This is a genomic window from Cognaticolwellia mytili (assembly GCF_002104475.1).
Lineage (GTDB): Bacteria > Pseudomonadota > Gammaproteobacteria > Enterobacterales > Alteromonadaceae > Cognaticolwellia > Cognaticolwellia mytili.
The window spans coordinates 88435-111607 of sequence record NZ_NBOF01000005.1 but is presented as its reverse complement, the minus strand read 5'-3'; the positions used below and the strand labels follow the sequence as shown (position 1 = coordinate 111607).

Annotated in this window: 19 protein-coding genes; 15 read left to right on the top strand and 4 right to left on the bottom strand. The window is 39.0% G+C overall.

The features are described from left to right. Positions 1-31: 31 nt before the first annotated feature. Complete coding sequence (gene gltS, locus B7C41_RS16200) at positions 32-1246, bottom strand: sodium/glutamate symporter (protein WP_085300004.1); 1215 nt, start codon at positions 1244-1246, stop codon at positions 32-34. Positions 1247-1657: 411 nt separating this feature from the next. On the opposite strand from gltS, the gene B7C41_RS16195 reads away from it, so the two are divergent. From B7C41_RS16195 to B7C41_RS16180, 4 genes are all read left to right on the top strand, one after another. Continuing rightward, a complete protein-coding gene (locus tag B7C41_RS16195; protein ID WP_085300003.1) occupies positions 1658-4504 on the top strand; it encodes a TonB-dependent receptor domain-containing protein in 2847 nt (948 codons plus the stop codon). A gap of 98 nt (positions 4505-4602) precedes the next feature. Further along, complete coding sequence (locus B7C41_RS16190) at positions 4603-5787, top strand: M14 family metallopeptidase (protein WP_085300002.1); 1185 nt, start codon at positions 4603-4605, stop codon at positions 5785-5787. A gap of 7 nt (positions 5788-5794) precedes the next feature. Next, entirely contained in the window at positions 5795-7399 is a 1605-nt protein-coding gene (locus B7C41_RS16185; RefSeq protein ID WP_085300001.1) for an N-acyl-D-amino-acid deacylase family protein, read from the top strand. A gap of 161 nt (positions 7400-7560) precedes the next feature. Then, positions 7561-8316, top strand: a complete 756-nt coding sequence (locus B7C41_RS16180; RefSeq protein ID WP_085300000.1) for a substrate-binding periplasmic protein — start codon at positions 7561-7563, stop codon at positions 8314-8316. Between the two features lie 19 nt (positions 8317-8335). Here the strand turns inward: B7C41_RS16180 and B7C41_RS16175 are convergent, their stop codons facing one another. Beyond that, positions 8336-8515 (bottom strand): hypothetical protein, encoded by a 180-nt coding sequence (locus tag B7C41_RS16175; protein ID WP_085299999.1) that lies wholly within the window; start codon positions 8513-8515, stop codon positions 8336-8338. Positions 8516-8746: 231 nt separating this feature from the next. On the opposite strand from B7C41_RS16175, the gene ahpC reads away from it, so the two are divergent. Next, on the top strand, positions 8747-9316 hold the full coding sequence (gene ahpC, locus B7C41_RS16170; RefSeq protein ID WP_085299998.1) for an alkyl hydroperoxide reductase subunit C: 570 nt from the start codon (positions 8747-8749) through the stop codon (positions 9314-9316). Between the two features lie 100 nt (positions 9317-9416). Then, complete coding sequence (gene ahpF / locus B7C41_RS16165) at positions 9417-11018, top strand: alkyl hydroperoxide reductase subunit F (RefSeq protein ID WP_085299997.1); 1602 nt, start codon at positions 9417-9419, stop codon at positions 11016-11018. Positions 11019-11095: 77 nt separating this feature from the next. Here ahpF and oxyR read toward each other — a convergent pair whose 3' ends face one another. Continuing rightward, positions 11096-12001, bottom strand: a complete 906-nt coding sequence (gene oxyR / locus B7C41_RS16160) for a DNA-binding transcriptional regulator OxyR (RefSeq protein ID WP_085299996.1) — start codon at positions 11999-12001, stop codon at positions 11096-11098. Between the two features lie 227 nt (positions 12002-12228). Here oxyR and B7C41_RS16155 point away from each other — a divergent pair, with 227 nt between their 5' ends. The 6 genes from B7C41_RS16155 to B7C41_RS16130 all read left to right on the top strand — a co-directional run bounded on the left by B7C41_RS16155 (position 12229) and on the right by B7C41_RS16130 (position 20424). Next, on the top strand, positions 12229-14070 hold the full coding sequence (locus tag B7C41_RS16155) for a methyl-accepting chemotaxis protein (RefSeq protein WP_085299995.1): 1842 nt from the start codon (positions 12229-12231) through the stop codon (positions 14068-14070). Between the two features lie 338 nt (positions 14071-14408). Beyond that, a complete protein-coding gene (gene lexA / locus B7C41_RS16150; RefSeq protein ID WP_085299994.1) occupies positions 14409-15023 on the top strand; it encodes a transcriptional repressor LexA in 615 nt (204 codons plus the stop codon). Between the two features lie 764 nt (positions 15024-15787). Then, positions 15788-17296, top strand: a complete 1509-nt coding sequence (gene coxB, locus B7C41_RS16145) for a cytochrome c oxidase subunit II (RefSeq protein WP_085300287.1) — start codon at positions 15788-15790, stop codon at positions 17294-17296. Positions 17297-17377: 81 nt separating this feature from the next. Beyond that, positions 17378-18913 (top strand): cytochrome c oxidase subunit I, encoded by a 1536-nt coding sequence (gene ctaD, locus B7C41_RS16140; protein WP_235839769.1) that lies wholly within the window; start codon positions 17378-17380, stop codon positions 18911-18913. Between the two features lie 11 nt (positions 18914-18924). Further along, positions 18925-19509, top strand: coding sequence for a cytochrome c oxidase assembly protein (locus tag B7C41_RS16135; RefSeq protein ID WP_085299992.1), 585 nt, complete (start codon positions 18925-18927; stop codon positions 19507-19509). A 30-nt stretch (positions 19510-19539) separates the two neighbouring features. Continuing rightward, positions 19540-20424 carry a cytochrome c oxidase subunit 3 gene (locus tag B7C41_RS16130; protein ID WP_085299991.1) on the top strand — a complete coding sequence of 295 codons (885 nt, stop codon included), beginning with the start codon at positions 19540-19542 and terminating at the stop codon, positions 20422-20424. 87 nt (positions 20425-20511) lie between these two features. Here B7C41_RS16130 and B7C41_RS16125 read toward each other — a convergent pair whose 3' ends face one another. Then, positions 20512-20721, bottom strand: coding sequence for a DUF2909 domain-containing protein (locus B7C41_RS16125; protein WP_085299990.1), 210 nt, complete (start codon positions 20719-20721; stop codon positions 20512-20514). Between the two features lie 73 nt (positions 20722-20794). Here B7C41_RS16125 and B7C41_RS16120 point away from each other — a divergent pair, with 73 nt between their 5' ends. From B7C41_RS16120 to B7C41_RS20295, 3 genes are read left to right on the top strand one after another with little or no spacing between them, the layout of a single operon-like run. Beyond that, positions 20795-21544 carry an SURF1 family protein gene (locus B7C41_RS16120; RefSeq protein WP_085299989.1) on the top strand — a complete coding sequence of 250 codons (750 nt, stop codon included), beginning with the start codon at positions 20795-20797 and terminating at the stop codon, positions 21542-21544. A 60-nt stretch (positions 21545-21604) separates the two neighbouring features. Then, positions 21605-22165, top strand: a complete 561-nt coding sequence (locus tag B7C41_RS16115) for a hypothetical protein (protein WP_085299988.1) — start codon at positions 21605-21607, stop codon at positions 22163-22165. A 24-nt stretch (positions 22166-22189) separates the two neighbouring features. After that, complete coding sequence (locus B7C41_RS20295) at positions 22190-23173, top strand: COX15/CtaA family protein (protein ID WP_085300286.1); 984 nt, start codon at positions 22190-22192, stop codon at positions 23171-23173.

Below are 23173 nucleotides of genomic sequence, written 5' to 3'. Positions count from 1 at the left end.
TCCTCAGTAAAGTTTATTGGCTAACAATGTGTTAGCCACTCACAAATGGCAAGCTTAAATATAACTGTATAATCAAAGCATTGGTGATATCAATAAAAAATGCTCCAACTAGTGGCACGACTAAAAATGCTTGTGGTGACGGGCCATGACGAGAAACGAGTGACTCCATATTAGCCACCGCTGTTGGTGTGGCTCCTAAGCCAAAACCACAATGCCCACCAGCCATAATTGCGGCGTTATAGTTTTTGCCCATCACCCTAAAGGTAATGAAATAAGCAAATAACATTAGCATGATTGCCTGAACAAAAATCATAAATATCATCGGGCCAGCTAAACTCACCAGCTCCCATATTTTTAATGACATCAGCGCCATAGCAAGAAATATTGATAACGCCATTGTGCCCCATAAATCGATACAAGCACTACTGACTTTATACACTTTGGTGAACTCAGTGAGGTTAGTGATCACCACACCAAATAGTAATGGAATTAAAAATGCGGGTAACACAACATCAATTGCTTTCAATGCATCGTAGCCCATACGTCCTAAGTACATACACAGTAAAATAACGAATAATGTTTCCATCATTTTTCGTGGTGTTACTAAGTCGTGATCTTCAGGGTCAAAGGTAATCGTGTCGTCTAACTCTTCGTGGTAAGAGGTATCGGCTTTTAAATTATATTTTTTGATTAAGCGTTTACTGACGGGGCCGCCGACTAAGCCACCTAAAATTAAGCCTAAGGTTGCTGCCGCCATGGCTAATTCAAATACACTGCTATGCATGCCATATTCATTAATGAATAAATCGGCATAAGTTGCACCATTACCATGTCCGCCTGAAAGCGTAACTGAGCCGCCAATTAAGCCCATTAACGGCTCCATACCTGTGGCCGTTGCAATGGAAACACCTATGGCATTTTGTACCAGCAGATACAAAGTGGCTACACCAAGAAAAAGCGCAACTTTTGGGCCGCCTTTAATTAATAACGTAAAGCTAGCACCTAAGCCAACTGTGGTAAAAAATACCGTCATTAATGGGTTTTTAAAAGCCATATCAAATTGAAAATTCACATCAAAATAGACATGCGCTATCGCGGAAAGAATTGAAAATGCGATGCCACCAACAACGGGCTCTGGAATATTGTTGTTTTTAAGAAAAGCGATTTTGCCATTTAAATAATAACCGGCAAAAAGTATTAATAAAGCAACTAAGAGTGTTTCTGCAGTAGATATTTCTATATTCATATGAGCATTTAACCTTTTTTAATGTGGCATATTTTCGTTTTTGGTTAGCGCATGATTCTTATATGGACAATGCATTGAATTTCGATTGTAAAGAGATAGTCGAGCGATCAGCAGTTCAAAAACTTATGAGTGTCATAACCAAAAGCTTTACCTTGTTTGATAACGTTACTGGATAACAACAAGGTGGTTTTTTTGCGCGGAAGCTTAACATAATTAACCGTAACGTAGCGCGGTTGAATGAATAAATTGGCTGAATTTGTAACTTTGCTATAACTTTAGGTTATGGGGTGTAAACGAAGTGTCAATAGTATTGCTTTCTATAATTGGGCATGGTGAATCTAGAAACTAGGATCGAATAAAAATATATTCGGCAACACAACATAATAAATGCAACTTATGACGGTGAGAGTGATGAAAGAGATAACTAAAAACAGACATAAACTGAAGCATCTAAGCTTATGCGTAATTACAGCATTAGCAGCGCAAACTACTTTTATTCAACAAGCCAATGCTGAAGAAGCGGCAAAAGTCGAAGAAGTAGAACGTATTAGTATCATAGGTTCGAACATTAAAAGAGCCTCAGACATTGGTGCGTTACCTGTAACCGCATTAACAGAGAAAGATATTGAAAATACGGGTGCTATGTCTGGTGATGAATTATTACGTTCTATCCCTCAAATCGGTGCGGTTAACTTTGGTGCAGCAACCGGTAACGGTGGCGTTAATGATGCTCGTGGCGATGTAGCATCAATTAACTTACGTGGTGTTGGCTCAGGTAATACCTTAACACTATTAAATGGCCGTCGGCTGGTTACCCATCCAGGTACGCAATCAGAAAATTTTGTTCCAGTTTCTACCTCTAACTCAAATACCTTACCTGTTTCAGGCCTACGTTCGTTGCAAGTTTTACGTGATGGCGCAGCCGCTATTTACGGCTCTGATGCTGTAGCTGGTGTAGTAAATTACCAATTAAAAGATGATTACGAAGGCAACCAAGTTAAATTATCTTATGGTGGCTCAGAAGGTACGTCACTTGATGAGACCACTTTTAGCTATTTGACTGGTTTTGATTTAAATGAAGGCCGTTCACATTTAACTGCTTCTTTTAGTTATTATGACCGTAACGGCATGATGGCAAGTGAACGCCCATACTCAGCAAGTCATGATTTACGTGAATACCCAGGTTTACCAGAAGAATTCATTGGTGATACACAACTTGATAATCGTTCAACAGCAACACCTTGGGGAGATTTCCAATCTAGCAATTTAGGCCGATTCCATATCCAGCCAGATACGAGCTCAGGCTGCGTGGTTAATTTGGCTGGAGGTGTTTGTGCTGATAGTGGAAGTTTTCCAAGAGACCAACGCTTTGACCGTGGTACTACTCGATCATTAGTTTCAGATGTCAGACGATTAAATTTATATACTTATTTCACCCATGAAATTAACAGTGATTTAAATTTCTTTTCAGAAGTGACTTATTACTCAGCTAAAGCAGAGCGAACTCGTGAACAGACCCATAATCTAACCGCTCAGCGATTTATAATTGCTGCTAATGCAGCTCACAACCCATTTGATGAAGAGGTAAAGTTACGTAGTTACAGAGCAATCGACACCGGGCCAAGAAATGTCGAAGTTGATGATACCAGCTATCGAGTACTAGGTGGTTTGAAAGGTTCCTATAACGATTGGGACTGGGAAACTGCAGCGTTTTATACTGAAGCTGAAACCAATGACTCTGCTAACCGTATTCAAGCGAGCAAATTTCAGGCGGCAATTAATAGTACTGATGCAGCATCAGCATATAACATCTTTACCGGTGGTGATGTAAACAATATAAATAGTGGTGATACAAGCTTAAATCCACAAAGTGTTGTTGACCAATTCATGGTTGATGTTAATCGTGATTCAAAAACTAGCTTGACATCGTTCGACTTTAAAGTAAGTAACGGCTCACTTTTTAGCGTGCCTGCTGGTGATGTTGGCGTTGCTATGGGCGTTGAATTTAGAAGGGAGACTTTTGAAGATGATCGCGATCCATTACTTGATGGCAGTAATCCTTTTGTAGATCAAATTACGGGTGTAACGCTTTCTGGTAGTGATGTGTTAGGCAGTAGTCCGACACCTGATTCAAAAGCATCTCGTAATGTCGCATCAGCATATGCAGAATTCTTAGTGCCATTGATTGATTCAGACTCTCATTATGTTGAATTACAAGTTGCTGGCCGTTATGAAAACTTTTCTGATGTTGGTAGCGCAGTAAAGCCTAAAGTTGCATTGTTTTGGGAGCCTGCTGATTGGATTAGCTTCCGAGCGTCATACGCTGGTGGCTTTCGTGCGCCAGGCCTACCACAAGTTTCAGCTGAAGGAGTGCCACGTTCAAATAGCTTGTATGACCCTGTGCTTGACGATAGTTATGGCATCATTGATATCCGCAGTGGTACCACTGATTTAAAACCAGAAGATGATGAAAATACGTCGCTTGGTTTAATATTCGAACCACTAGAGAACCTGACGTTCACTATGGATGCTTGGAAAATTAAGCAAAAAGATCTCGTGGGTATTTTACCGGGTTCATCGCACTTACTTTACGACTCACTACTGCGAAGTGAAGGCTCAAGCAATACAGCAGTTGTTCGTGATGCTAATACCAATGAAGTCATCCAAATCAATAATGACTATTTGAATTTAGGTGTGAGAAATATTGAAGGTGTTGATTTCAGCTTGATTTATGATTTTGAAACAAGCTTTGGCGATTGGGAGTTCACAGTTAATGCTGCTAAGTTGAAGAAATTTGAGCAAGAAGCTGATGCAATCTCAGCACTGTTGATTGCTGCGCAAGCAGCGGGTAACGCTGCTGTACCTGCGGATAGAACAGTTGCTGGTGCGGGGGATCTAATCAAGCAAAATGGTCGCCCTGAATGGCGTGCAAGAATCTCACTTGATTGGGATTATAACCAATGGGGTGCGGGAATTAATGCAAACTATGTAAGTGAAGTGATTGATACCAGTACGACTGCAACGGTTAATGATGAAATTGTGATGTTGCCGGTTGATAGTTTTACTCGGGTAAATTTGTATGCAGACTATCGTTTTGCTGATGATAGTGTTTTAGACGGCACTAAAATTCGCTTTGGTATTCGTAATATTGCTGACGAAGAGCCGCCTCTTGCTGATGAGCTAGCACATGGCTACTTTGGTGCATTGCACTCTAACCGTGGCCGTTATTTTTACATGAGCTTAAGAAAAGACTTCTAATTCTTAGCAAGTGGTTTCAATAATATAATATGGCTCGGCTTTTAAAAAATAGTCGAGCCATTTTTTCTCACATTAATACTAATTTTTAAGATGTTATTATGAAAAAACAACTACTTATTTGCACATGGTTATTTTCAATTGTTTTATTGGCGTCATGCGCTGAAACAACGAAAATCAATGAGAGTAATAATGCGCAAGCATGTGATACTGGCGCTGTAAGATTAATAGCAGACTTTGAAACAAGCCGCATGGATGAGTGTGTCAATTTAGGAAATAATAACTTTATTATTACTATTAAGCCTGAAAACACGCCAATAAATCCGAGCCCTTGGTATGCCTTTAAGGTTGTTGCCGACCAGCCTACCCAAGTGAAAGTAGCGATTAAGATTGCTGGTAAACGAGAGAATCGTTATTTACCAAAAATAAGTAGCGATATGAAATCTTGGCATGTTCATGAGCATAGGTACCGTGGAAAAGTGTTAACTTTTAATGTTAATGCTAACCAACATGCAATCTATATTGCTGGACAAGAAGTGATTAATAATCAGTACTATGTTGATTGGGCTAAAAAATTACAACAAACCAGCGCTGTTAAGCAAAGTGTATTGGGACAATCACTACAAGGTCGTCCTATTTATAAAATTGAAAGCCATAGTAACAGCAAAGAATGGTTGGTGATTTTAGGTCGATTGCATCCACCAGAAATAACTGGCGCGTTAGCGTTATTTCCTTTTGTTGAAACTTTATTAGCGAATAACTCATTTGCTGACAGTTTTCGCCAAAAATACAACCTGCTTATTATTCCAAATTTAAATCCAGACGGTGTTGCCATGGGCAACTGGCGTCACAATGCGAATGGCGTTGATTTAAACCGTGATTGGATCACATTCAAACAACCGGAAACTCAGCAAGTGCATCAATACTTGCAAGGCCTAGTTGCTGATGGGCAAAAGATAAAATTTGCTGTTGATTTTCATTCTACTCAGCACGATGTTTTTTATACTATGCCGGTTGATTACGGTGTTGAAGACCGCTACTTTGTTAAGCATTGGCTTGGTGCTTTAGATAAAGCCATGCCAAATTTTGAGGTGGTTCAAAAGCCAGGTAATCGACCTAATAATGGTGTTTCAAAGCAATATTTTGCTGATAATTATAATGTCCATGCAATAACTTATGAAATGGGTGATGAAACTAACCGTGATAATATTGATATTATTGCCAATAACGCCGCGGTGTTATTAATGAAAACCTTGATGTCAGCAACCGATCACAATAAAGAGTAAGTTATTCATGCCAAATAGATTCAAGCGAATTTTACCCACTGCCTTGCTAGTTAGTAGCGTATTAGCACTTTCCGCTTGTTCTGAAAACAAGCCAGCTAATGATAATAATGCCGTAAGTGATGTAGAGCAGATAACGGTAGATACTTTAATTACCAATGGCAGTGTTTACATCGGTATTAAAACAGCACCACAAGCATTAGATATTGCGATATGTGGCAGCGAAATTTGTGGTGTGTATCCAACAGGCAAGCATTCAGTTAACGCGAAAACTACCCTTGATGCTACCGGTAAAATTGTCAGCCCAGGCTTTATTGACCCGCATACTCATACTTTAGAAGAGCTATACAGCAAAGACAAAAACAGTAACTTAAATTACCTGACCCAAGGTGTCACTACAGTTGTGAACGGTAATGACGGCGAAGGCCCAGTTGATATTGCAAAAACGGCACGCGAATTAGAAGCGAATGGTATTGGTACCAATGTCGCATTACTAGTTGGTCATGGTAGTGTACGTGAACAGGTGATGGGGCGCGCGCAACGCTATGCCAGTGCTGAAGAATTAGCATCAATGTCACAGTTATTAACGCAAGCGATGGAAGCAGGAGCATTAGGGCTATCAACTGGTTTGTACTATGTGCCTGGTAGCTTTGCTAATACCGAAGAAGTGGTAACGCTAGCAAAAATAGCCAGTAAATATAACGGCATATACGATACTCATTTGCGTGATGAAAGCACTTTTAATATCGGTTTTATTGCTGCATTGGCTGAAGCAATTCATATTGCTGACACAGCTGATATTCATCTACACCTTGCTCATATTAAAGCCTTGGGCGTTGATGTTTGGGGGCAAAGTAGTGTCGCTATTGAAAAAATAGAGCAAGCACAAGCACAGGGCACAAGTATTTCTGCCGACCAATACCCGTGGCTTGCCTCTGGCACTAAACTACGCAGCGCAGTTATGCCTAAATGGGTAATGGCCGACTCACAACAAGCATTTCATCAGCGCCTAAATGATGCGAGTTTAACTGAAAAATTAAGTGCCGAAATAAAAGAAAATATTCGTCGTCGCGGTGGACCAAAGTCTTTGCTTATTACGGCGTTTAACGCCCCTGAGTTGGTTGGTTTGAATTTGGCGCAAGTTGCAGAAAAAAGAGCAATTGACCCTGTAACAGCGGCAATGAAGTTGGTACAAGAAGGTGAAGTTCGAGTCGCTTCTTTTAATATGTCGCCTACTGACGTAGAAGCTTTTATGGTGAAACCTTGGGTGGTGACTTCTTCTGATGGCACCAATGGTCATCCGCGTAAATTTGCTAGTTTCCCACAAAAATATCAAGAATATGTTCAGAAAAAAGGCTTGCTAACTTTAGGTGAATTTATCAATCAAAGTTCAAGCAAAACCGCGAAAATATTAGGTTTTCAAGACCGAGGCCAGCTACGTAAAGGTTACCAAGCAGACATTATTGTTTTTGATGCTGAAACCTTCGCAGCAAATGCAAATTTTTCTACTTGGAATATATATTCTTCCGGTATCGAACAAGTGTGGTTAAACGGTCAGCAGGTTATAAAAGATAAACAATTTCAAGAAAAATTTGCAGGCAAGTTTGTCCACTGATTTTTTTCTATCCTCGTTTTACTCTACAATACAGGTTCTGTAAGTAGCTAAAGGCGTAGTACCAAGGCATTGATAGGAGAAGTTCGTTATTCTCGGTATGCCCAAAGGAAGATATGCTAGAAATTGCATTTTGAAATGATAAGAGTATCAAGGGTAAATTAATGCGAGCGTTTATTTTTTTCTTGGCAATATTTACTTGTCTAAACCTATACGCTTATAAAGCGAAAAAGTTGGTTATTAGGGCTGCAGTTGCTGAAGAATTTAAAGATGGCTTACATAGCAAGTATTTAAAATACTTTGCTGACAAGTTAAATGTGACTCTGGAGTTGTCAACGATGCCATTTGCTCGACGTTTGCGACACATTGAAAATGGCCAATTAGACTTAATTGTTGGCATCCAAAAGACAGAAGAACGTCAAGATGAATTTGTTTATATTTTGCCGCATTATGAATTACTCTCCCATCGCATTTTTACGCTTAAAGAAAACCATCATCAAATTAAAAGTTATCAAGACTTAGCAGGAAAGCATATTGGTATTAATCATTATTCCAAATATTTTCAACGTTTTGACAACGATGAAAATATTAATAAATTTCGTGCCACAGGTGTAGTACAAAATATTGAATTGTTATTACGTGGACGTATTGATGCCTTTATACATTATGAAGAAAGCACGCTGCCATTACTGAGTAAAATGGGTAAGAAAGGCAAAATAACTAAATCACTTTATCAACCAGATTATGAAACTCTCCATTACCTTGCTATTTCTAGTCACTCGAAGTTGGCGACCCGACAAGATGAACTCAAGTTAATTGTAGAACAAGCAATTAAAAACAATGACTTACTCAATATTCGCCTCGATCATTATGCTGATATTTATGCGCGTAGTGCGGCATTACCTCAACAGCATAATTGATTAGAAGTTTATGCTTAGCTTAGTTGTAACCTAATACATGATTAGAAGTGCTATCTTCTAAAAGCTCTAATATTTTACTCATAATAACTTCATTACTTTTTGCCATAGGCTTTGCTTGTTTAGCAATGTTTTTGCTGGTGATGTAACTAAATTCATTTTCTTGTTGTTCGATATTTTCTTGCGTGTGGCTGATGTTCATGATTTTTACCCTTAGTAAGTGTTGACCACCATAATCTATTGAACAGGGTATTTTTAACAGTAGTAAAGTTTTTGTCTCCTATAGCGAAAAGTTATATCTGCTTTACTGGGTTTATCGTAATAGGTTTTTCCTATCGTAATTATACAATCAAACGATTGTACCTATTTTTAAGTTTGCCTTAATATTATCCCAACTTAAACAGCACAAACTTTACACACATTGGAGATAAGCATGTATCAATCAATTATCAATTCAACAATTAAACCTTTTAACGCAACTGCATTTAGTAATGGTGACTTCGTTGAAGTTTCTGAGGCAGATGTTGCTGGCAAGTGGTCTGTATTCTTCTTCTACCCAGCTGACTTTACATTTGTATGTCCAACTGAGTTAGGCGACATGGCTGACCATTATGCTCAATTACAAGAAATGGGCGTTGAAGTTTACTCAGTATCTACTGACACACACTTTACTCATAAAGCATGGCACGCTAGTTCAGACACTATTGGCAAAATTACTTACCCAATGATTGGTGACCCAACGGGAAAAATTACTCGTAACTTTGGTGTCATGATTGAAGACGATGGTTTGGCATTACGTGGCACTTTCGTAGTTAACCCAGAAGGCGAAATCAAAATTGCTGAAATACATGACCTAGGCATAGGTCGTTCAGCGAAAGAATTAGTTCGCAAAATTCAAGCCGCACAATATGTAGCTGACCATGACGGTGAAGTATGTCCAGCGGCATGGCAGCCAGGCGCAGAAACGTTAACACCATCACTAGACTTAGTGGGTAAAATCTAAACGACAGTTAACACCACCGCGATATGATTGAAAATATCGCGGTACTTTCCAAGCAAACAAATAAAAATCATATTCATCAGTATTTTCGAAGGAATAAACCATGCTAGATACGAACTTAAAGCAACAACTAAAGACCTATTTACAAAATTTAACCTCGGCTGTTGAATTGTCAGTATTTTTAGGCGAAGACTTAAAATCAAAAGAATTAGCAACCTTGGTGACAGAAATTGCTGAAATGTCAGCATTAGTAACGGTTGTTGCAGCAGACACAAGTAATGAACGTGTGCCATCAATGTTAGTAAAATCAGTAAAAACTGGCGGTGAAATGCGCTTTGCTGGTGTGCCTATGGGCCATGAATTCACATCCTTGGTACTAGCGCTGTTACATAGTGGCGGCCACCCAATAAAACTTGATAAAGAAGTAATTCAGCAAGTAGCAGCATTGGAGGGGGAATATAGTTTTGAAACCTACATTTCATTAAGTTGTCAAAATTGCCCTGACGTTGTCCAAGCCTTAAATATGATGGCAGCAATTAACCCGCAAATTAAACATGTGATGGTTGATGGCGCACTTTTTCAAGAAGAAGTTTATAAGCGCGATATTTTATCTGTGCCTGCGGTGTACTTAAACGGTCAGGTGTTTGGTCAAGGTAGAATGACAGTAACTGAGATTTTAAATAAAGTTGATACTAATGCTGGTGCTCGACAAGCAGCTGTTATTAATAAAAAAGAAGCCTTTGATTTATTAGTCATTGGTGGTGGCCCAGCTGGTGCAGCTTCTGCGATTTATAGTGCTCGAAAAGGGATTCGTACAGGTATTGTTGCCGACCGATTTGGCGGCCAAGTACAAGATACTATGGCAATAGAAAATTTTATTTCAGTCAGTGCTACTGATGGGCCTAAATTAGTGGCTAGCCTAGAGGCGCATGTAAAAGATTATGACGTTGATATTATGAATGATCAACGAGTGAAAACGATTATAGAAAGTGATGAAGAAGGCGGCTTAATCACCGTTGAATTAGAAAATGGTGCTAGCTTGCAAACCCGCTCTACCATTATTGCTACAGGGGCAAGATGGAGAGAAATGAATGTTACTGGCGAACAAGAATATCGCGGTAAAGGCGTTGCTTACTGTCCACATTGCGATGGCCCATTATTCAAAGGCAAATCAGTAGCGGTAATTGGTGGTGGTAACTCAGGTATTGAAGCAGCGATTGATTTAGCGGGTATTGTTGAACATGTTACCGTATTGGAGTTTGATTCTATATTGCGAGCCGATGCGGTATTACAGAATAAAGCACGTTCATTGTCGAATATCGATATTATCGTCAATGCACAAACCACAGAAGTGTTAGGTAACGGCAAGCATGTTACAGGGCTCAATTATCTTAATCGTGCAACTAATGAGCAAGAAAGCATTGAACTTGCGGGAATATTTGTGCAAATTGGTTTAGTACCCAACTCGCAATTTTTGCAAGGTAGTGTTGAATTAACTGAACGTGGTGAAGTTATCACTAATCAAAAAGGTGAAACTAACATGGCGGGTGTATATGCTGCCGGTGATGTGACCAACTCGCCGTATAAGCAAATTATTATCGCCATGGGTAGTGGTGCAACGGCAGCATTAGGGGCATTTGATTATTTAATTAGAACGCCGAATCCTAATGAATCTGCAGCAGAAAGCCAAGAGGTTGCGGCATAAGCAATTGGCTTGTTGCCAGTGTTAAAGCTTTAAAAGCGCATACTCTATCTGAGTAGCGCTTTTTGGTTCCAACAGAATTAGTGATTCTTAAACAAAGGAGTTATTGATTCACGTACAGAATTAGCAACAGCTCTAACACAGTCCATTCTCGAGTATCCTGCTCGGCACAGTAGTGATATTTCTCGTATTGGCTCTGGCTGTAAAAAAGGAATATAACGAATGTCTTTATTCGATAAAGGATTCAATGTTGCCAATTTCGGCAATAAGGTAATCCCCATATTACTCGCAACCATATAACGTAAGGTTTCTAGGCTAGTTGCTCGAAAACTATGGTCTTCTTCTGCACCAGCACTGAAACAATAACCCATGGCTTGGTCTCTCAAGCAATGCCCATCTTCTAACGTCAGAATTTTCTGCTGTTGCAAATCATCGAAGTTAACTTGGTCTTTAGTGGCGAACTCGTGCTGTTGAGATGTTGCCATTACCAATGGTTCGGCAAATAAATCATAACGCTCGAAACGCTCCATTTCAGGCAGCCAAGGCAAAATTAGAATATCTAGCTTACCTTGCTCTAATTGCTGAAGTAGATCTTGAGTTCTATTTTCATGTAGATAAAAATTAATTTTAGGTAGGGTGCTATTTAACGCAGGCATAATATGAGGTAAAGCATAGGGCGCTAAAGTTGGGATTAAACCGATATGTAAATCGCCTGATAAAGGGTCAAGTAATGCTTTTGCAGCCTCTTCAAAATTACTAGCAGCGTTTAACACTTGTCTTGCTTCATTAATCAATTTTTCACCGGCAGGTGTTAGCATAACATTACGCGTTTTCCGCTCGATTAAGGTGAGCTTTAATCTTTGTTCAAGCTTTTGAATTTGCCCACTCAATGTTGGTTGGCTGACAAAGCAAGCTTCAGCTGCATGGCCAAAATGCTTATGCTCTGCGATAGCGATTAAGTATTCTAAATCACGAATTTTTATCATAAGTGGTAACTAGAAAAATATAAAAACAAGGTGTAATTTGGATGGTAAATGACTGCTATTGGTTTGACCAGTATTAATAAGCACGCATTTAAAGAAAAGCAAGCTGAATTATAGTGCTTCTATTTGATTTATATTCAAAAATAAGGTGAACAAGCGTGGCGTAAATGAAAATTAGGTCGTATGATGTTTTAGGTAAACGCCTTTCTTAATGCTAATGAGATCTACTTATGAAATTCACTATTAAACAAAAGCTCTATGTAATCGTATCCTTAGTTTTTTTAAGTCTATTTGGACTTTATATTGAAAATAATATTAACCAAAGTAAAGTCGCGAATCTTACTGAGATAAAGTCAGAGCTTAAAGATTTACAAGTTACCATGCTGCAGTTGCGCCGTAGCGAGAAAGATTTCTTATTACGTAAAGATGTAAAATACCGAGAAAAATTTTCTAAAAGTTTTAAACATGCATTAAATTTACTTGATGAAATGAAGCAACGGCTTGTTATTGCAGATATCTCTACAGCAGAGCTATCAATTATAGCTACCGGTATGCAGGCTTATCAGCAAGCATTCGACAACTTAATTACTGCATATGTAACAAAGGGGCTTGATAAAGACTCGGGTATTTATGGTAGCCTGAGAGCTGCGACACATGCACTAGAAAGCAGTATAAAAGCGATAAATGATTTTGAATCACAAACCTATTTGCTAACTTTAAGGCGCCACGAAAAAGATTTTATTTTGCGCAACGATGAAAAGTATATTACACGTTTAAATAAAACGGCGGAGCAACTTAAAGTACGTTTAGCGAATGATAATACGAAAAATCAATTAGCTAGTTATCTTGGTAATATTAATAAATTTCTTCAAATATCTCAAAAAATAGGCTTAACTTCAGAATTGGGAATTCGTGGGGAAATGCGTGCTGCAGTGCATAACGTGGAAACAGAATTAAATAAAGAAGTCACCCTACTTAATAATTACATTAATGAAAATATTAAACAAACAGAGCAACAACATTTAATTTTTACAATAGTTACTTTACTACTAATAACCAGTGTTATTATTCTTGTAGCTAGACAGATTATTACACCATTAAATGCTTTTTCGGCACGGATATCGGAAATTAGAAAAGCGAACGATTTGACGCAGCGAACGGAAGATCGTCATGATGAAATTGGTGTGATTTCAAAAGAATTTAATATCTTCATGGCACACTTTCAGAGTTTAATTCAAAGCATTGACCAAACAGTTGATTCACTTAGTGAGTCATCAAGTATTGTATCTCTTAGTGTTGCGAAAACAACTGAGGGCATTGTTAGCCAGTCACAACAAAGTGATATGGTTGCAACGGCTGTTACTGAAATGGGTATTGTAGCCGGTGAAATTGCTAATAACGCCCGCATGACCAAAGAAAAAACCGATGAAGCATCAGTGAAAGCCGTTGAAGGTAAAGAAAAACTGGATAGTACAGTCGTAAATATTAACCAGTTATCAGAACAGTTAATTAACGCAGGTGAAGAAATTGTACAATTACAGGAGAAAAGCAATGGTATTACTTCTGTACTGGAGGTTATCAAAGGTATAGCAGATCAAACAAATTTATTAGCGTTAAATGCAGCAATTGAAGCAGCGAGAGCTGGTGAGCAAGGACGTGGTTTTGCTGTTGTTGCAGATGAAGTACGGACTTTAGCCGTAAGAACGCAAGATTCGACAGCAGAAATAACATCAATTATTAATGAGTTACAAGCGACGACAACTGAAATTGTTAATACGGTTAGTATCTGTAAGGAACAAGGTATAAATAGTGTGAATCAAGCGCAAGATACAGAAGAAGTGTTGAATGAAATTATTACAGACGTTGATGCGATTGCAGAAATGACCGTATTAGTTGCTACTGCTGTAGAGGAGCAAGCTATTGTTGTTAAAGATGTTGATGAGAACATTATTCGTATTCGAGATATTAGCGAGCAAGTATCAAGTGACTCACAAGAAAACTCTCAAGCTAGTGATGATGTTGCTGCATTGGCTCGTGAGCTACATGAAGAGGCGAGTATTTTTAAAATTTAGCCCAAGTGTTACTTTAAATGCTCATATCAGCAAATGTTTTATTTGCTGATATGTTTTCTGCCAAGAGATCAGCCGTGCATGCGCTTTCTATAAATTTTTTGAGTTGAAAGAAGTTATGTCCAATTTTGGGGTATCAAAGATAAAGTTGTGGTGGTAAATCATGATAGTGACCCGCTTCATGTTTCCTTAATTATGCTGTTCCTGTTAAGTAAAATGTAATTGACTAGAGTCCTTATTTGTTCACCAATATTTCTTGCGTTTATTTACAGCCTGTATACAATACCAGTAATACTGTTTAAAAATACAGGCTTACTCATTGAGTCGTTTAAGGAAATACTATGCGCCCTTTAACACCTAGGCAACAGCAGATTTTTGATTTGATCAGAGAAAAAATTTCAGAAACGGGTATGCCACCGACACGTGCAGAAATAGCCAGTTTCTTTGGTTTTAAGTCGGCTAATGCGGCAGAAGAACATTTAAAAGCACTTGCTAAAAAAGGCTATATTGAAATGCTGCCGGGTACCTCGCGTGGTATTCGTTTGGCGGAAGAGTTTATTGAAGAAGATGGCTTACCTTTAATTGGCCGTGTTGCAGCTGGTGAGCCAATTTTGGCGCAAGAGCATGTAGAAGAACATTACAAAATTGATGGTAGTTTATTCCGTCCAGCCGCAGATTATTTACTGCGTGTTAACGGCGAGAGTATGAAAGATATCGGTATTATGGACGGTGATTTACTGGCTGTTCATCAAACCACTGATGTTAAAAATGGCCAAGTAATTGTCGCGCGTGTTGAAGATGATGTTACCGTAAAGCGTTTTAAACGTGAAGGTAATGTAGTGTACCTACATGCTGAAAATGAAGATTTTGATCCGATTAAAGTTGATTTAACAAGCCAAAACTTTAATGTTGAAGGTATTGCAGTTGGTGTTATCCGTGCGGCTGACTGGATGTAAGTCTATTTAACATTTCAAGTGTTTTATCAGCAGGTTTAGCGGGAATATCCTGTGAGCCTGTTGCTTATTTTTAGCTTTGTAACAGCTATCCGCTTTAATTTACCTGTCTTTTTTCTTCTATGACTGATTACGTATAAATATCTTTGCGCGCATAAAAAAAACTCAACTGTGTGCTGTTATCTAGAGTTAGGGTTAAATAATATCTCAATGTTTTTTCACTTCAGTCGTGTATGTAAAACAGACAGTTTATGTACTTTAGTCATTTTTCCTCTCTTAATGTCCATTTAGCTAAAACAATTCTCATTCAGCTGTTCCACTTATCTATATAGATTGTTTTTTATACAGTCAACCGTATGGTGTTTTATTAAATTTTCTGCATAAAAATCACACCTTGAACAAAATTTAAACATATCTTACATCCCTTTAGAATTACATGTTTCATCTGGTTTAGGGTTATTACTCTATTGTATTTGTTAGCTTTTATTTATGATTCTTTTGAAATTTTGATTTGACCCAGATCAAGTTTTAAGTAATTCTAGTCTAGAAAACGTACAAACATAACAATAGGGCGCAATTGACAGTTGTCTAAAAAAGCGTCACTTAAATAATAATAAATGTATGAGTAAAGCAGCTGATTTATCACGTTGATTTAATGATTCATTAGTATGTTTTACCTTAAAGGGTGAAGGAGATGTCGAGTGAAAAGACGTAACCTAGGTTTGCTGTTGCTAGGGGGCTTGTTGTCTAGTTCGGTTTGGGCAGATATGCCGCTGAACTTGACCAAAGGTGTTACGGAGGTTAGTAGAGACGTATATGATTTACATATGCTAGTGCTCTATATCTGTACTGCTATTGGTGTTGTGGTATTTGGTGCCATGTTTTGGTCTATGGTGTTTCACCGTAAATCAAAAGGTTTTAAACCATCAACCTTCCATGAAAGCACAAAAGTAGAAATTCTATGGACTGCGATTCCAGTGGTCATTCTTATCGGTATGGCTGTTCCCGCCACTTATACGCTCATTGATATGGAAAATAACGATGATGCAGATTTGACTGTTCAAATAACAGGTTCGCAATGGAAGTGGCACTATAAGTACTTTGATCAAGATGTTGAATTCTATTCAGTACTCTCTACACCTAGAGATCAATATGAAAACCAAAATGGCACTTCAGCAGAAAAAGGTGAAAACTATCTGCTAGAAGTTGATCGTCCTTTGGTTATTCCTACCAATAAAAAAGTACGTTTTGTCATTACTTCAGATGATGTTATCCACGCATGGTGGGTACCTGCATTTGCAGTGAAACAAGATGCTAACCCTGGCTTTATTAACGAAGCTTGGACCAAGGTTGATAAGCCTGGTACTTATCGTGGCCAATGTGCTGAGTTATGTGGTAAAGACCACGGCTTTATGCCAATTGTTGTTGAAGTGAAGTCTGAGGCAGATTACGCGATTTGGCTTGATGAGCAAAAGCAAATGAAAGCGAACGCAGCAGCAGCTGAAGCCGCTTCATTAAATGCTTCAGTTTCTATGGACGAACTAATGCAATTAGGTGAAACAACTTACACTGCTTATTGTGCAGCTTGTCATCAGGTGAGTGGTCAAGGTTTACCACCAGCATTTCCAGCGCTTAAGGGTAGTGCAGTTGCAACAACTGGCCCTGCTAGCGAGCATATTAATATTGTTTATAACGGTAAAGCAGGCACAGGCATGCAAGGTTACGGTAAGCAATTAAGCTTGAAAGAAATTGCTGCAGTAGTGACTTATGAGCGTAATGCTTGGGGTAACAATACTGGTGATGCAGTGCAAGCTGCAGATGTTAAAGCTGCTGCTGGCGGTGCAATCGAAAGTATGACTGATACCGTTAAACAAGCTGCGGCTGAAGTAAAAGACGAAGTTACTCAGGCAATTACGCAAGAAGTGGCAAAAGTGATACCGGAAGAAGATTTATCTAAGGTTTATAGCCAAGATGAATTGATGACTATGGGTGAAAAAGTTTACATGAGCGCATGTGTTGCTTGCCACCAAGCTAGCGGCGAAGGTATGGCGCCAGTTTTCCCTGCACTTAAAGACAGTCCTATCGCGAAAGGCGACATGGCTGTGCATATCGACATGGTACTTAACGGTAGTAAGAAAAATCCAGCGATGGCAGCATTTGGCGGCCAATTAACTAAAACGCAAATTGCTGCGGTAGTGACTTACGAGCGTAATGCTTGGGGTAACAACACCGGTGATTTAGTCCAGCCAGCAGATGTTGCTGCTAGTGCGAAGTAGGGAGGCGTTATAATGACTACAGATGCAATTAATGATCAACCCGAACATGATTCACATGATGGTGAGCATCATGATCATAAAATGACTGGCCTTAAGCGTTGGTTATATACGACAAACCATAAAGATATCGGTTCCATGTACCTATGGTTCTCGTTCATTATGTTTTTAACTGGTGGCGTAATGGCACTGGTTATTCGAGCTGAGTTATTTCAGCCGGGACTACAGATAATTGAGCCAGACTTTTTTAACCAAATGACCACAGTACACGGTTTGATTATGGTTTTTGGCGCAATAATGCCAGCGTTTACTGGTTTAGCTAACTGGATGCTACCTATGATGGTCGGTGCGCCAGATATGGCACTGCCACGGTTGAATAACTGGAGCTTTTGGATTTTACCATTTGCTTTCGCTATTTTATTATCGTCTTTCTTTATGGAAAGCGGTGCACCAAACTTTGGTTGGACGTTCTACGCGCCATTATCAACAACCTACAGTAACGGTAGTACAGCGTTTTTTGTTTTTGCTGTTCATATCATGGGTATCTCGTCAATTATGGGGGCTATAAATATTGTAGTCACCATTATGAATATGCGTGCTCCAGGTATGACCTACATGAAAATGCCATTGTTTGTTTGGACATTCTTCATTACAGCTTACTTACTTATAGCGGTTATGCCGGTGCTCGCGGGTACCGTTACTATGGTGTTAACCGATACCTACTTTGGCACGAGCTTTTTTGATGCCGCTGGTGGTGGTGATCCTGTTATGTTCCAGCATATTTTCTGGTTCTTTGGACACCCTGAAGTTTACATCATGATTTTGCCTGCTTTTGGTATTGTTTCTACTACCATTCCAGCATTCTCTCGTAAAAAACTCTTTGGTTATAGCTCAATGGTTTACGCGACAGCATCAATTGCTTTCTTGTCGTTCATTGTTTGGGCTCACCATATGTTTACCACGGGTATGCCGTTGTTTGGTGAACTGTTCTTTATGTATTGCACCATGTTAATAGCAGTACCTACGGGCGTGAAAGTTTTTAACTGGGCAGCAACCATGTGGCGTGGCTCAATTAGTTTTGAAACGCCAATGTTGTTCTCTATTGCCTTCGTTATTTTGTTCACTATTGGTGGTTTCTCTGGCTTGATGCTAGCAATGACACCAGTTGATTTTCAATATCACGATACTTACTTTGTTGTTGCTCACTTTCACTATGTATTAGTTACTGGTGCGCTATTCTCTATTTTTGCTGGGGCTTATTACTGGTTACCTAAATGGACTGGCTACATGTACAACGATACGTTAAGTAAGTGGCATTTTTGGTGTTCATTAATTTCGGTGAATTTATTGTTCTTCCCAATGCACTTTTTAGGATTAGCGGGTATGCCTCGCCGTATTCCTGATTATGCCCTGCAGTTTGCTGACTTTAATAAGTGGGTCAGTATTGGTGGCTTTGCCTTTGGACTCTCACAATTAATCTTCTTAGTATTAGTGATTAAGTGTGTGAAAGGCGGTGAAAAAGCACCTGCAAAACCTTGGGATGGAGCGGAAGGTTTAGAATGGACAGTGCCAAGTCCTGCGCCATACCACACCTTTGAAACACCACCAAAAATTGATTAGTTGGACACAAAATGAATAACGGTGAATCGCAAGATAAAGTATCAAAGCAAGCACAAGTGAACGCTAAAGACGTGTCAGTGAAAAAAACAGTTAAAAAGCTGATGTTGATTGTGTTTGGTATGTTTGGCTTTGGCTTTGCGATGGTGCCGTTATATGACGTTTTTTGTGATATCACTGGATTAAACGGTAAACCGTCTAATGTTGCTGCAACTTACAACGCCGCAACAATAGATACAGAACGTACGATTACCGTGCAATTTCTGACTCGAACGGCTAAGGGTATTCCCTGGAAGTTTGAGCCAATGATGAACGAAATAAAAGTTCATCCAGGTGAAAGAAAAACAGTTAAATTTTATGCCAAAAACGAGTCTGTAAATGACATTGTCGGACAAGCAGTGCCGTCAGTTTCACCGGGTAGGGCAGCGGTATATTTTCAAAAGATTGAATGCTTTTGTTTTAATAGTCAGCCACTAAAAGCCACGGAGGACGTTGAAATGGGATTACAGTTTTATGTTGATTTAGACTTACCTGACGACGTTTCTACCATCACCCTATCTTACACTTTGTACGATATTACAAGCTCGGTTGATTCTTAAGTGCAGTGCACTTAAATAAGGGGAACAACAATGACAACAAAAGAATACGAAAGTTATTACGTACCAGCGCAAAGTAAATGGCCAATCATTGGTGCTATTGCCTTGTTTTTAATTGCGGTAGGTGCTGGCAATTATGTCGCCAATTTAAATGATCCTGAAAGCGTTGGTGGTGGTTGGATATTGCTAGCGGGTATCGCACTGATTATTTATATGATGTTTGGCTGGTTTAACAATGTTATTACCGAGTCAATGTCTGGGAAATATAGTCACCAAATGGACAATTCGTTCCGCCAAGGCATGAGTTGGTTTATTTTTTCAGAAGTAATGTTTTTTGCCGCTTTTTTTGGTGCTTTACTTTACGCCAGAACGTTTTCGGTGCCGTGGCTTGATGGTGCTGGCAATAATGCCGCAACAGCTGCCATTTTATGGCCTGATTTTACCGCGACTTGGCCATTAATAAAAACCCCTGATGGTACTGAAACTACCGCGATGGGTTGGTATGGCTTACCGTTAATTAACACCATTTTACTATTAACTTCGTCGATTACTGCACACTTTGCTCATGTAGCATTAGAGCAAGAGAAACGTGGTTTATTGAAGTTTTGGTTAGGTTTAACGGTTGTTTTAGGTATTACCTTTTTGTATTGCCAAGGCCTAGAGTACGCTCATGGCTATGCTGATGAAATGAAGTTATACCTCGATAGTGGTATTTACGGTAACACCTTTTATATGCTGACTGGTTTCCATGGTATGCACGTTACTTTGGGTACCATTATGCTGTTGGTGATGTTCATTCGAGTGTTAAAAGGGCATTTCACACCGAAAAACCACTTTGCCTTTCAAGCAGCAAGTTGGTATTGGCATTTTGTCGATGTAGTGTGGGTAATACTGTTTGTGTTTGTTTATATTGTCTAGTTTGTCGATCTTTTAGAGTACGCAGTTAACTTAGCTGCTGCGTACTTTAATCGCTACTTTCATTAGCTTGATCGTGTCAGTAATGGTTTAAAACGGTCGAGGGTTGGGTGTAATAGCGCCAGAGAGAATACCAAGCAGTAATAGTAATACGATGACGACGGAAGTAATGACCCGTCGACCAATAAACTTAGACATAGGTGGTTTGTTTGGATCATTCTTATTCATGATAAATAACGCCCTAAATAGGTTATAAACCATAAAGGCTAATAAGCCGACAACAATAATTTTAATTAACACAGTATTCTCTCTTTTATTTTTTATTTTTTGTTTTTAGTTAGTGAGCTCTCAGTTAGTCAACATGCGGTAGTCTATGAATTCGGAATCACTTCAGCACAAGTTAAAACTTTTAAATTGGCCGATAGTTATATTTACCATGCTAGTATTTTCGTTATTAATCAAGCTTGGATTTTGGCAAATTGACCGAGCATTTGAAAAAGAACAACGTCAACAGCGTATCAGTGAATTAAGTCAACAACAGGCACTTTCGTTAGCTCAGGTATTAGCACTTAGTGACTTACAAGACGGTATTAATGATTTACCTATTCAACTTGATGGTGAATTTGATGGTGATAAAGTCTTCTTGCTAGATAACCAACCTGACAAAGGCCGCTTCGGCTATCGCGTTTATCAAATTATTGAAAGTTATGGTAATGCCATATTGGTTAATCTGGGCTGGGTTCAGGGGGCTATCGACCGTAATGTATTGCCAGAAATAACGGCAATTACAGGGCAACATATTATTACTGGGCATGTGCGAGAAATTGAAATAGGTATTCAATTACAAGCACAAAATTTTGTTAATCCATTGTGGCCATTAAGAGTTCAACAAATTGAATTAGACAAATTTTCACCATTAATTGGCAAGAAACTGTTGCCCTTTGTTGTTTACTTAGATAAAAAAGAGAGTATTGGTTACAAAAAGAACTGGCAGCCCATCGTAATGCCACCAGAAAAACATCGGGCATATGCCTTTCAATGGTTTAGTTTAGCCCTTGCTTGGATAAGCTTAATGGCTTGGGCAGCAATAAAAATGAGTAAAAATAACCAAGATAGCAATTGATAATAAGTAATAAAAGTACCGATACTGACACCTAAAAACAAGAATAAAAGGCTGAGTTGTATGAGTTCTTCAGAATTAAAAAAATCGCGCCGCAGTATGCTAATTCTCTTAGCGGTGTTTATCATTCCCATCGTGTTGGCTAAATTAGCTTTAAATCAGCAATGGTTCAATTATGGTGTTACTAACCAAGGGCAACTTATAGAAAACGAATTAACCTTAGCTAAGCTAGGTTTAAATGTCGATGATTTTGACCACCAATGGTTGATGTTGTACACCTTGCCAGAAAATTGTGATGAGCAGTGCGAGAAAACCTTAATTAGCGTCAATAATACCTATATTGCTTTAGGTAAAGAAATGCCACGTGTTAAACCTGTGGCGTTAACACAGCAAACTTTAACAGCTGAACAGTCAGATAAAATTCAAATTAAAAAGTGGCATGTTCAAGCCATGCCCACATTAGCGAAAACTACTATTTCGCAATCACAAGTATTCATTGTTGATCCTTTAGGTAACGTCATTCTTAGCCATATGCCACCTGCAGATGCAGAACAATTGCCAGGGTTTGGTAAAGCTATTTTGGCTGACTTCAAAAAGTTACTGAAATATTCAAGGATTGGCTAAATGAGAGTGCAAAGTTTTTCCGATATTAGAAAACTGGTTTTTGTCAGTATTTTACTCGCTATTTTAGTAGTGAGCTTAGGGGCATATACTCGCTTAACACATGCTGGTTTAGGTTGCCCAGATTGGCCAGGCTGTTACGGTTTGCTTGATGTACCTGAAACCAGTGAACAAATTAGTCTTGCTGAACAAGCATTTCCAGAACGCCCCGTTGAGCCTGAAAAAGCATGGAATGAAATGATCCATCGTTATTTTGCTGGCACTTTAGGCTTATTGATCTTAGCTATTGCGTTTTTGTCATTAAAAAGGCGCTCGCAAGGTGGGCCGGTGGGCTTACCTCTGTTGATTTTGTTGGTGGTGATCTTTCAAGCGGCACTAGGTATGTGGACCGTCACCATGAAACTCATGCCTGTGGTTGTGATGGGGCATTTGCTAGGCGGTTTTACTACATTATGTTTATTGCTTTTGCTGTATTTACGCTTGAGTGATTATCGTGTGCCCGGTGGAGATTATGCGTTAAAAAAATATGTTAAGTTTGCGGTCATTGGTATTTTTATTTTAGCAGGGCAAATTAGTTTAGGAGGCTGGACATCATCTAATTATGCCGCGCTAACCTGTACAGAATTACCTATTTGCCAAGCGGATTGGATGAATCAACTAACCTTCGAGCATTCTTTTGATTTAATACCGCCAGAGAAAGAGAGCTATGAATTTGGACATTTAGATCATGCTTCTCGGGTCACCATTCATGTTATGCATCGGTTAGGTGCAATTGTCACGGCGGTATATTTATTTTGGTTGGTATTTAGCATTTATCGCCGAGCGCAATCTCCATTTTTTAAAAATGCTGCGATGAGCTTAGGTTTTATTCTCAGTGTACAAGTTGGCTTAGGTATCAGTAATATTTGGTTTTCATTGCCGCTTAGTGTTGCTGTTAGCCACAATGTTGTGGCTGCCATGTTAATGATGTCATTAATTAGCATGACGTATAGTTTAAAACGTAAAATTTAG